This is a genomic window from Bacillus sp. FJAT-28004 (assembly GCF_001280845.1).
In the GTDB taxonomy this organism is placed as follows: domain Bacteria; phylum Bacillota; class Bacilli; order Paenibacillales; family Paenibacillaceae; genus Pristimantibacillus.
In genome coordinates this window covers 5,134,735-5,146,693 of record NZ_LGHP01000001.1, presented here as the reverse complement: position 1 = coordinate 5,146,693, position 11,959 = coordinate 5,134,735, and the positions used below count along the sequence as shown (strand labels likewise).

Genomic DNA, 11,959 nt, shown 5'->3' with positions numbered 1-11,959 from the left:
CCCCCTCTATTTGTTAAGGCAAAATAATGAGCTCCGCCTTGGAACGAGTCAGCGCTCTCGCGCCATGTTCCGTAATTAAATAACTATTCTCAATACCGACCACGCCTTCTCCCGGAAACGTGAATTTCGGTTCAACTGCGATAACCATACCGGATTGAAGAGGCATTTGAAAACCTTTTGCCAGCACTGGCCATTCATCAATCTCAAGCCCAATGCCATGCCCTAGAAACTTCGCTTGATCAGCACCAAAGCCCATAAAATGATCGGTTAGCTTAGCCGCTGCACAGCTCTCTAGCGCTGCCTCGTAAAGTCTGGAGCAAGGCGTGCCGGGAACCATTAGTTTCTCAGAATCAGCAATCACTGACTCAGACACCTTGTAAGCATGGTGAAGTGTTTCTGAAAGTTTCCCAATGACAGCTGTACGCGTCTGGTCAATGACATACCCATCCACACAGCAGCCAATATCAATTAATATAGGTTCATCGCGCTTGATTATTGATCTGCTTACGCTTTGCGGCGATGCCGCACCAAGACCAAGTCCGCCCGCAGGTCCGTCAAAATAGGATGGAACCGCTGCTGCAGCCCCTGAAATAACCATGCCGGTCGTTATTTCTTGGTTAAAGCCGCGCATACGCATCAAGCCGATATGTCCACGGATGCGAAGCTCATATTCAACACGCGCCATCCATTCGAGCTCGCTTATCCCTTCCCTCAGCTCATTCAGCGCCTCGCTTAATGCTTGTGCCACTACCTCTGCTGCTGCCTCGATACGGCTTACTTCCCATGGAGATTTAATCATTCGCAATCTCCGAATGTAAGCTGAACCATCCATCAGCTCGCATGGTCCTGTTACGCCAAGCAGCTCCGTCAGCTTTATGTAAAGCTGCGCTGGGAGCACATCCAGATCGGCGGCTATTCGCAGTTTTTCCCCTTGGTTAAACAAATTCGCATAATGTTTTGCCAACGTTTCTCCAAAAAAACGAAAAGTACCGAGTTCCTCTACCCGAATGACCGTCTCAAGCTTAGCGCGTTGAACGCTGCGGCGCACATAAAAGGTAGCTTCCCCAATGCTTGGAACAAATAAATAACCAGTTTGCATAGACCCGCTAAAATAATAGAGATCTACATTTTGAGTAATAAGGAAAGCATTAATTCTCTCTTCCTTCATAACGTTCTGCAAACGTTCAATTCGTTGTTTGATGAGTTCAGCTGGAACATCGGCTATAATATCCATCACTTCGTTAATCAACTCCTAATTAATTCCCTCCTCTTATTACACCAATTTTCCAAATTTTCGTCAACCTGCTACTAGTTCTGCCGCCCCCTTTATATCCCACTCAATAGCATCCATCACTTGAAAAGCTCGCGGATAAACAATATGCACGATCAACACAACTCCCGGTCGTTTAAGTGTGACCTCATAATCATAGGTTTCATTTCGATAAGTATATGGAAAGTTATTGTCATCATTCACGATCTCAAATACGACGACCTCAACTCTCTGCTTCAAAAATGATTCCGGCAGCGGCATGCCTTGATCATCCAGCCTTAAATTTTCCCGTAAATATAAAGTGGCTGCAGCTGCCGCGTCACCTCGCGATAATCGAAGCAAGCCATTGCCAAGCGCCGCTGGATCAATCTGCTGAGCTGCCGCATGCGCAGCTCGATTAATCGCACGTTTGCTTTGGAACAAAGTGCGCATGGCAAGCTCCTCTTCGACCTGAAGCAGATGAACCGATATCCAGACCGTCATCATTAATACGATAAGCAACAGCTTGTACATCGAGTCATCCGCCTCTTTCCCTTATGGCACATATTCACTCATTTTCATTCCAAATACCCGCATCCGCTCGCTCGGCAGCGGAGGTGTCAAACCGATTAATCGATCAATTTCAAATAAATTCTCATACGGGTAGCTCATCGTTAACGAAATGCCGGTCCCTCTTAAAACAGGGGCGCTAGGGTTTGAAGCAGCAAGTCCGCTCGTCGTAGCGAGTTCATAATCGATAGCAACAGCACGCATGCCGAATCGAGACATTCGCTGCCTTGACTGCTCCTGCATTTCCTCGCTAATGTAGCCGTAGGTTCCGCTCGCTCCTATTTCCAGCAAATAATCGACCTCCTGCTGCAAAACAGCTTGTCTGACAATGAGAACGTGCTTATAAATGGGAGAAAACATAAGCCAGCATAATACCCCCGCAAACAAGACAAAAATCAATATTTGCTTCATGGATTCATTTCCCTAATATGGCTGCTTATTGAGCTGCCTGCCCCATCTATTTGCTTCTTCATACCCTCATCACCTTCTGCGACAGCTTGATAGCAGATCATTACGGCAACAAGCAGAAGCATGGATACAAGTATTCCACGCAAAAAAGACACCTCCGCTCTACTTCACAAATTTATGCGGCTGAGCTTACGGAAGCAGAGCGCCAATTTTCGTATTTGCTGCTGCTCCTTGCGTTTCGATTTGACTGCTAGTTCCGGTCTTATCCTTAGCGATAATCGAGTTAAACAAAACAATAACAACAACAAGCATCATGACAGTCATCAAAATATTACGCATGCTACCACCTCCTTTCAATAACTTAAATTTCAATGATCAGCCTAGAGATTCAAACAACTTCTGTCCCTCTCTCACCCATGGATATATAAACACCTGAAAGGTATACAAAATGGGAATACCCGCGATTACAAACAAAAAATAAGAGGTTGATTCCTTACGGCTTTCTTTTGCCAGCTCCAACTTTTCTTTATAATCCTCTATACGCACACGAAGCAGTTCATAATATTGTGGGCTCTCATGGAGGCGAAGCGCATCAATCGTCTCTACAAAGCTCAAAGCCTCCTCCGTTCCGAGCCTTTGCTTAAACCGTTGAAGTGCGTCTCCCGCATCGTGATACCATTCAGCCAGAAGCCGTTCCAGGTCAAAGCGCATCGCTCTCGTAAAGGGTATACACCGAAGAAGCTTCGCATGGACATGCAGTGAGGAGTCAGATAAATAGAGAAGCTGCTTGCTAATAATAAATATTTCTTTCGTAATCTGCAGCGTACGCACCTTGCGGATAGAACGCAGCCACACTAGGTCGACATACAAGACAAACAGCACAAGAAGCAAGCCTGGACCCGCATACGAGACTTTGACATAGGCGTCTATACGTTCATACCATGCAGCAGCCATAATAATCATCCCGCTTACTGCAATTAACAACAATCGCCTTGCAAAAACATACCAAGCTGCATCTACGGTTACACCGCAGCCTGCCAGCAGCAGCTCCCGCTCTATAAACGAAGGTCGCTGCCTTGAAATAAACAAAAATCGCAGCCACTTATCAGGTGCTTTTTTTGTTCGCCATTCTAATACAGCGAGGTGCTTCCATCTCGAAGGTCGCACGGGCCATAACTGCAAAAGCACATAAATCGTCACCGCGCCACCTATGTACTGACTTATTAGTAGAGCTACCCGCACCGATACTCCTGTCCATTCAGGCATTCGCTGTCTCCTTTCACATCTTTTTACGTGAAAGCCATAATCCCATTAAGAACGATGCAAAGATGAGTACCATTGCATTCAGCAGCATATCTCGTCCCATCGGGTCAACAATGTAGTAATAATAAGAATTATCTTTGTTGTACCTGAGATTGATTCCTATAAATAAAGCAAGGAATAATAAAGGCGTGAAGTTAGCTATGCGTATTTCAAGCAATCGATTTCGTTCCTGCTCACCCGCTCGTCTTGCCTTGCGCATGTCGGTTAAAAGCTCTTTTAAACTGTCTGTTACAGGGACTCCCTCTACAAGCGCCACCCGCAAAATATGAACGAAGTAATCCGCCCACAAATGACCGAGAGATGCAGAAAGCAGCCTTAAGCTTGTCTCGTCATCTCCTCGAACCGATAAGTTTCGATACAGCTGTTCAAAAACCAATTGCATCGGTCCCAGCAGCCTTCTCTCCTCCACCGTGCGCTGCAGCGCAATCCTTACCTGCCGCTCACCTGTTACGAGATAACATTGATAAAAAAGCTCCACCGCCGGTAAAAAATCCATCTGTGTCTGCATGCGGCGATGTACCAGCAAAGCTCTTAACATCGTGTAGGGCAATAATCCCAATAACCCACCGAACAACAAAGTTCCTTTGACACTTTGAAAAAATATGCCACCTGAAGCAATCCCCGCAAGCAGCAGCAAACCTGATACACAAGCGAAGGAAGTAGGAGTTATGTTCAGGCGGAGCGTCTCGAGCAGCTCGTTCAAATGTTCATGCAGCCATTTGTATCGTTTAAAGCGTTCACCCAGTTTCTTGCGCCACCCGCTATTTGCTCGGTATGCCAGCTTGCTTCTTAGCTGCTGTTCCGCCGACCACAGCTTGAACAGGTGATACAACGCGATAAACATTAAGCAAAACAATAAGCATGCTGCTGCTGCTGTCGATAGTTTATTCATCACCGTAGCCTCCGGCAGTAAGCCGATCAGCCGACCTTACAGCTCGCAGCATTGGAAATATCCAATCATTCAGCATCTCGTCAAATTTCACCCAGTCTCTTACGATTGTTTGTCCGTCCTCCCAGCATAGCTCCCCTATTCGGCTAACGACTCGGCGTCCACCCAAATAGCTCATTTCAATGCCGATTTCCGTTACATACTGTGTAATTCGTTTCGCCAGCCGTTCTGCATTCATACCTCTGCCATCGAGCATGCACATATCCGTTATCGCCTCTGGTACATCCTCCAGCCTGTTAGCATGCACTGTCGTCATGCTGCCGGTATGTCCACGCGTGCATGCACGAACATAGATGTTCGCATCCATGTCGCGAATTTCGGCATGGATAATGCGCTGCGGCGATTGCCTGAGCGCGAGCTTAAAGGCTTGATCCGAGCGATGATAGGAATCCTCTTCATCAGTCATATACTCCACAACATTTTTATTTGGAAAATCACGCCCCAGCATCATTTCAAATCTGCCCTCAATCGTAATGATTCGCTCTTCATCCGGAAGCTCAGCAATTAGCGCTTTCATTAAATTGGTTTTGCCCGAGTTTGTCGGTCCAATAATGACCAAATTGAATCGTGCTGCTAATATAGCTTTAAGCAATCCTTCTATCCGCGCATTTATCGTCCGGTATGCCGACTCGCTTAATGTCTCAAGACTGAAGCTGCGAACAGTGTAAAACCGAATCGTTAAGGTTGGGTTTGCCGTGAAGCCAAAGCCAGTCATCGTTACACGCGATCCGTCTCGCAGCATCACCTCAGCCCATCGTTTACGCGGGTTGATGCGATCATTATTGTAGAGCACTAAATTTTGCTGGATGCGCTCTACTTCTCGAATGCTGTTAAAGCGGTATGCTGAGGGACTCGTTATCCCATTTTTCACAGTGAAAATCCTCTCGCCAACGACTTGTATTTCCTCCAAGCCTTCCTTGTCAGCAAGCACCAGCTCAAGTACATTCATACCGATTACTTCCGCAAATAATGCCTCCGCGAGCGTTTGAAAGGAATGCTGTATATGTGCTGTTCCATGTATCCGAAGCCTAATTAACCGATCCGTGATAACGGCAAGAATCTGCTCACGCTCCTGTGAATAGCCAAGAACTGCACGATTCAACGTTTCACTGTATTGCCTGCGTTCTTCTTCGCCTAGCCCATGAGGGGCGCTTAAATAAGCTCGGATATCATCAGCAAGCTTGCCCATTTCCTCTAATGAGTCTGATGGCAAATATGAGCCAGCTGCATCATGCTCACGTTTTTCTCGTTCTGATTGCATTTGCCCTGCAAATTGTGAAGGTGAAAATCGATTTTGCCCCGCCGTCACGAACTCGTACCTTTTCGATGCGCAAGCAGTTTACGATACCAAGGCTGAATCGCAATCGAAGTTCCCATACTTCGAATATTATGCCGCTGCATCATCGCTTTCGCGGGCTCCTGCATAACCTGCTTTCCCTCCGCATCAACTTTTAGCCATTGCGCATACGTTCCATTATCCAACTGACTAAAAACTGGCTCGCTTAATTGAAGCTGGCCAAGTGCCGTTGTTCCGAGCTCCTTGCAAATATGCTTCATCTGATATCCTCCGTTTCTCCATGGACCGTTGATAATGACCGAATCATATTGTTCAGGTGAGACTTCAAATAATGGAGATACTTGCCCTATCCAACGTCTTCCATCCTCTTGAAAATGCGATAAAGCTGGAGTTGTAACAAGTATGCGTGAGCCCGCTCTTCGGATTGAGCAAATCGTCGCTGCGTTGTCCCAGTACGCACCCACATCCATAATGACGAATGCAAAGGTCTGTTCCGCAATCGCCAGCAAGTGCTCAGCTTCTTCAGGGGTGAAGTATTCAGCTTGATCTCTCAAAAGATTGCCGAACAGCACCTGCAAATTCGGCTGACCAGGCACTGAATAAACAGCCCTACGAAGCTTCTCCGGCGTTAATGAATATGATCGAAGCTCTGGACGAAGCTTATCCAGCGTTACAAGCGGCTCGTCTACACCGATATACCGATGAATCTTGGCACTTTTGAGATTGAGACATAAGTAGCCGATCGGTTTGCCGCTTGCTTCCGCCATTCGATATGCGGTGGCAAACGCCGCTGTCGTCGTTCCGATATTGGGGGTCGTGCCAATAAATACAGCGAGAGGCGCTATCGTTTCATTCACGATCAATCGGCCTCCTCTCCGGCAACTAAATCAAGCGATGCTGGACTATATGCTACGACTAGCTTCAAAGAGCCTCCCTTGCACAAGCTGTCCAGCTGAAGCCATTGCTCCTCCGTTAGATTTAAATTCAAATAATCAATCATGCCGTTAGCTTCCCGCCTTGACGCATACATTTGCTCTTTATTTCCCTCAGCAAGCGAAAATAAGTTCGGATTCTCAATGTTATCAATCTCCACGTTGCCAGACGTCTTCACCGAGGCTACAGTAACTGCCTTCGGAAATAGCCTCATTGAGGGAGAAGCTTCTCCTGATGCATAAAGCAGCACCTTATCGCCTGCTCTGATTCCATTCGAAATGGAGCGGATATACTCCTTCGGAATTTGAAAAGTCGATTCGGTTCGTCTAGGCTGCAAATAATAATCATCGACCTTCCAGAGCAAAAGCGGCTCACCTTTGCCCAGAGGGATCATCGTTTCCTTCCCAGTTGCCTGCTCCAGCTTAATCACCATGTCAGAGACATAAGAAGCTTGCGGCACCAATATGTACTCTAAATCGCCTTCCTTAAGCCGCTCACCTGCTCCGATAAAACGTTTTGGAACGAGTACAGCAACTGTCTCTTCCTGCTGGATTTGAATACGTTGCAGCTCATACATGCCATAAACCAAGCTTGCCGACAACACCGCTGCTGTTAGACTAATGATTGCATTTCGTCTTTTTTTCATCCCCATTCCTCTCTGAGCATAAAAAAAAGAACGCAGCAGCAGCCATCTAAGGCATACTACGTGCGTTCTTCGCATAATAAAGCTCATATTTAAGTTAGCAATAACTAATTGAGTTCATAATAGCAATTGAACTTTCATTTGTCTATCATTATTTTTCCATATTCATCAAATTTCAGTAAAAGTCGACAAAAAAAGCCATTCAGCACAAGGGATACACCCTCTATATGCTAAATAGCTCTCTCACTCATCAGAAATCAATTAATCCAACGCTAATCAATAAAGCATCATCAACCTTACGCATCGTTTCGTCATCCAAGTGCGTAATCTTATCGGTTAATCTTTGCTTGTCGATCGTCCGAATTTGTTCAAGTAGTACGACTGAATCACGATCAAAACCATGAGCGGCTGCATCCATTTCAACATGAGTAGGGAGCTTTGCTTTCTGTATTTGAGCTGTGATTGCAGCCACAATTACCGTAGGACTGAAACGGTTTCCAATATCATTTTGAATGACCAAGACGGGGCGAACACCACCCTGTTCCGATCCGACGACAGGCGATAAATCCGCAAAAAAAACATCTCCACGTTTTACAATCAACCTCTACACCCCGCTAACGAGACGGCCTAACGTATGATCTGCTTCTTCCTCCGCTTGAAAAGCTTCCGAGGCCATGTTCAGGTTTATTTTCGCCATTTCCATATACCCGCGCTGCATGGATTCTCGGATTTGACGTTTTTTGCGCTCCACCAAATACAGCTTCATGGCTTGCCGTATAAATTCGCTGCGGTTGGAGTTTTCCTTGGCTACAATCCCGTCAACCTCCTCCAGCAAATGATCTGGCAGGCTAATCATGATTCTTTTGGTATTTTGTACATTGGCCACCGAACTCGCACCCCCAAAACTTTTCCATAACCTTAATACACATTATGACAATATATTGCCGTTGCTATACTTCAACATATCTATGATAGCCGTATATCAAATATGCTGTATGTTTTCATGTATAGCCATTATAGATGATCTGCCTTACTACATTCGAGATATTTGGCGAAAATCCTCTTCATTTACGAAAAATTGTAAGATGAAACAATTACCAATCCGAATGATGTCTAAGCTAGGGGGTTTTGGATAGCTACTATTTGGTTACCTCTGACATATACGCGAGGTACTCGCGTAGCAAGCATACAGATTAGTTCATAATTTATCGTTCCAAGCTGATCTGCTACTTCTTCCACTGTAATAACTTCATTTCCCTGGCGCCCAATGAGCACAACCTCTTCACCTGGCTCAATTGGCAACGCTCCCGCTTCAGAAGCAGCTTCATCAAGCGCAATCATACATTGATCCATACATATCGTACCACGGATTGGTACTTTTACACCCCGTACAAGTCCATGGGCTTTACCCGATAGCATGCGACTAAAGCCATCAGCATATCCAATTGGGAGTGTTCCAATGCGTTCTTCGCCTTCTGAGAAATAACGCGTACCGTAGCTGATTCCCCAGCCGGCAGGCACTTTTTTGACCATAACTACTTCTGTTTTAAGCGACAATACAGGCTCAAGCTCAACTCGCTGTTTATTGACCTCTTCAGAAGGATATAGACCAAACATACTAATACCTAACCGCAGCATGCCGCCCGCAAATTGCGGAGTGTCAATGCCTGCAGCGCTGTTTGCCGTATGAATAATCGGTATAGGCAGTCCATGCTGCTGGACATAATCTGCCACTTCTCGAAATCGCTCGTATTGCATTATCGTATAGCTCTTATCTTCTTCATCAGCGCGAGCATAATGTGTAAACATGCCTTCAACATCAATTTGTGGTACCTGCAACGCCTTTTCAATAAAAGATATCGCAGCTTCCTTCCCGATTATGCCAAGCCGCCCCATTCCGGAATCGATCTTGATGTGAACTTTAAGTTTTCGTCCACTTATGTCGGGCGGCAGCTTTGCAGCTGCTTCCATAATGTCATCCCTGAACAAACTTATTGTAATATCGTTGCTTCTAGCGACAGACAAGGCATCCGCAGCCACGAATCCAAGTACAAGAATCGGGGTTTGGATGCCTGCCTTGCGCAATTGCAATGCTTCATCAAGAAAAGCGACTCCTAAATAGTCCACGCCAAAGCGCTCTGCTTCTCGTGCTATCTCTACCGCACCATGTCCGTAAGCATTAGCCTTAGCGGTGACCATTAGCTTACATTCCTGTGGAATGGCATTACGAAAAGCTTGTAAATTATGACGTAACGCATCTAATGATAATTCAACCCTGGTCGGGCGATAAAACGAATCCAAGTCGTTCACCTTCTCCTCATCTTGCAGCCACAACAGTCCGAGCAGCAAACATCAATAGCAATAATGTTAAACCTTGCTGCTGTGACTGTCAATGAAGCGAACCTTGGAAATGGCTAGTACGTCTTGGAAATTCGCTCTTTTTCCCGCTTTATTTCCCGATTTCACCCTGTACCGACTGTGCGACCTTAATCATTTCGGACTCCGGTAAATTTGCGCTTGTGAGACGGAATTGATGTCCCTCGTAAGTCCATGTGAGCGTCTGTTGTTCATCTCCGCTGAGCTGCCCCCACGTAAAGCCTAAATCAACGATCATCCCTTCTACTAATGAAGCCGCTTGATCTTTTGGTTCAGTCTGAATCAATGTGTAGCTATAGTCGCCAGTGTAGCGAAGCATCAAACCTGGATTGCCGCCAAACTTGATGTCGACTAATTCCGGCTCTCCTACACCATCTGGAATGTACGAAGGTTCCATTGCAGTGAAATTAGTGGCTTCTGGTGTAGTACCAGTTGTAGCTTCATCGCCTTCGTTTTCCGCAGCATTGCCGCTATTATTCGTTTGATTACCGCTGTCAACGGCGCTGTCATTCCCGGACTGATTCCCGTCTTTATCTACTTTATTATCAGGGGTTCCTGCTTCTACTTCTGTGTTGTTACTCGTACCCGTGTTGCCTGATTTTTCTGGTGTAGTCATCGTTGGCTCTTCCGTTGCCTGATTAGTAGGAGCAGCATTCATGTTAGCTTCTGTCTCAAATACGGCTTTATCAAATTTTGGACCAAAATCAAATTTGTCAAATTTCACTTCGACCATTACAGTCGCATTTGTGTCACTTACCTCCACCTGAACCGGTTTATAGTCTGCTTTATTAAGCCAAATTTTTTGACGGGACAACGAACCGTTGTTGTAATTAGCCATTACGTCAAATACGTAAGCATCTTCATCGATTACAAATTGACGCGAGTTATCAACAAGTATGCTTTGAATCAGCGTTTGATACAAATATACTTGCCCTTGATTTTGCGGCCAATCGCTTTGGAAGCGGAACACTTTATTCAGCTTCGGTGTGAGAACGAATACGCCGTCGTCATTGCGAAGCACGATTTGTGTGATGTCCTTCTCTTCATTTGTCAGCTTGATCCGATAAAATTGCGGTTTTTGATAGGATACCTCCACTTTGTATTCGAGTGGCTGCTGTCCCGTTCGCAGCGTCATCGTCCCGCTTCCTTGATAGCTCTCCATATTGTTTACTACTTTGTCGAGCTCCTTAACCACGGACTCGGCGTCCTTCGTTCCGCAAGCCGCTAATACTAATGAAAAACATAATAATATTGCCGCGGTCCATGTCATGCGACGCATGTAATCATCCCCTCTGCACATTGTTTTTTACTGGCTGATAACATGTCTATGAGGGGACTTGACCAATTATGCGGACTAGTTTGACAAGCATGGGGCCTCAGATCAAAATATGTGGCTATCTCAGCTCATATTGACGCGCTAGTTTAGTGAGCACACCCCGATTAGCAGCAGTATCTAAGTGCATAAATACACTTATTACGCCAACTACTTTTCAAAACTGCTTAAATAGATGCATTTGTACACCTATTTGCGTCATTTCCATCTCATTTATTAAAAACAAGTGCAATTCTGCGCTTATTTACACTCCACGATCGGTTCACGCACACACTAATCACACTACCTACACTATCCATATACAGTCCAATCGCACTCCTTACACACTCACAAATGCACGCTCCCTCACGTAACCAGCCGCCATTCCCAACAAATTTAAAAAATGTAAAACTGGCTAGTTTAGTGAGCACACCCGATTAGCAGCAGCATTTAAGCGTAAAAATACACTTAGTACGCCAACTACTTTTCAAAACTGCTCAAATAGATGCATTTGTACATCTATTTGCGTCATTTCCATCTCATTTATTAAAAACAAGTGCAATTCTGCGCTTATTTACACTCCACGATCGGTTCACGCACACTCTAAATTACCCAATATTCATATTCAGTCCAATGGTACTCCTTACACCCTTCACAAATGCACGCTCCCACACATCCAGTCGCCACTCCCTACAGATGCCAAGAATATAAAACTAGCTAGTTTAGTGAGCACACCCCGGTTAGCAGCGGCAACTAAGTGCATAAATACACTTATTACGCCAACTACTTTTCAAAACTGCTTAAATAGATGTACTTGTGCATCTATTTGCGTCATTTCCATCTCATTTATTAAAAACAAGTGCACTTCTGCGCTTATTTACACTCCACGATCGGTTCAC

14 protein-coding genes are annotated in these 11,959 nt (G+C 45.4%); all 14 read right to left on the bottom strand.

The features are described from left to right. Positions 1-13 precede the first annotated feature (13 nt). A complete protein-coding gene (locus tag AC787_RS22260; protein ID WP_054027206.1) occupies positions 14-1,234 on the bottom strand; it encodes a M24 family metallopeptidase in 1,221 nt (406 codons plus the stop codon). 63 nt (positions 1,235-1,297) lie between these two features. Further along, a complete protein-coding gene (locus tag AC787_RS22255) occupies positions 1,298-1,783 on the bottom strand; it encodes a hypothetical protein (protein WP_054026789.1) in 486 nt (161 codons plus the stop codon). A gap of 21 nt (positions 1,784-1,804) precedes the next feature. Further along, positions 1,805-2,230 carry a hypothetical protein gene (locus AC787_RS22250; protein ID WP_054026788.1) on the bottom strand — a complete coding sequence of 142 codons (426 nt, stop codon included), beginning with the start codon at positions 2,228-2,230 and terminating at the stop codon, positions 1,805-1,807. Beyond that, a complete protein-coding gene (locus AC787_RS34150) occupies positions 2,227-2,373 on the bottom strand; it encodes a hypothetical protein (RefSeq protein WP_161807556.1) in 147 nt (48 codons plus the stop codon). The genes AC787_RS22250 and AC787_RS34150 overlap by 4 nt, the downstream gene beginning before the upstream one ends. Before the next feature lie 43 nt (positions 2,374-2,416). Then, positions 2,417-2,566, bottom strand: a complete 150-nt coding sequence (locus AC787_RS34505; protein ID WP_162839319.1) for a hypothetical protein — start codon at positions 2,564-2,566, stop codon at positions 2,417-2,419. Between the two features lie 36 nt (positions 2,567-2,602). After that, positions 2,603-3,493: a hypothetical protein gene (locus tag AC787_RS22245; RefSeq protein ID WP_054026787.1), complete on the bottom strand. Its 891-nt coding sequence runs from the start codon at positions 3,491-3,493 to the stop codon at positions 2,603-2,605. Positions 3,494-3,506: 13 nt separating this feature from the next. Continuing rightward, a complete protein-coding gene (locus AC787_RS22240) occupies positions 3,507-4,442 on the bottom strand; it encodes a type II secretion system F family protein (protein ID WP_054026786.1) in 936 nt (311 codons plus the stop codon). After that, complete coding sequence (locus AC787_RS22235) at positions 4,435-5,808, bottom strand: ATPase, T2SS/T4P/T4SS family (RefSeq protein ID WP_054026785.1); 1,374 nt, start codon at positions 5,806-5,808, stop codon at positions 4,435-4,437. Before AC787_RS22235 ends, AC787_RS22240 begins: the two co-directional genes overlap by 8 nt. Beyond that, entirely contained in the window at positions 5,805-6,653 is an 849-nt protein-coding gene (locus tag AC787_RS22230; protein WP_054026784.1) for a hypothetical protein, read from the bottom strand. The genes AC787_RS22235 and AC787_RS22230 overlap by 4 nt, the downstream gene beginning before the upstream one ends. Before the next feature lie 2 nt (positions 6,654-6,655). Beyond that, positions 6,656-7,375: an SAF domain-containing protein gene (locus tag AC787_RS22225; protein ID WP_054026783.1), complete on the bottom strand. Its 720-nt coding sequence runs from the start codon at positions 7,373-7,375 to the stop codon at positions 6,656-6,658. Positions 7,376-7,622: 247 nt separating this feature from the next. Beyond that, entirely contained in the window at positions 7,623-7,973 is a 351-nt protein-coding gene (locus AC787_RS22220) for a type II toxin-antitoxin system PemK/MazF family toxin (RefSeq protein ID WP_028609438.1), read from the bottom strand. Positions 7,974-7,976: 3 nt separating this feature from the next. Next, positions 7,977-8,258, bottom strand: coding sequence for a CopG family ribbon-helix-helix protein (locus AC787_RS22215; RefSeq protein WP_028609437.1), 282 nt, complete (start codon positions 8,256-8,258; stop codon positions 7,977-7,979). A 227-nt stretch (positions 8,259-8,485) separates the two neighbouring features. Continuing rightward, positions 8,486-9,673 carry an alanine racemase gene (gene alr / locus AC787_RS22210; protein WP_054026782.1) on the bottom strand — a complete coding sequence of 396 codons (1,188 nt, stop codon included), beginning with the start codon at positions 9,671-9,673 and terminating at the stop codon, positions 8,486-8,488. Between the two features lie 148 nt (positions 9,674-9,821). Further along, positions 9,822-11,027: an outer membrane lipoprotein-sorting protein gene (locus AC787_RS22205; RefSeq protein ID WP_054026781.1), complete on the bottom strand. Its 1,206-nt coding sequence runs from the start codon at positions 11,025-11,027 to the stop codon at positions 9,822-9,824. Between the last annotated feature and the right edge of the window lie 932 nt (positions 11,028-11,959).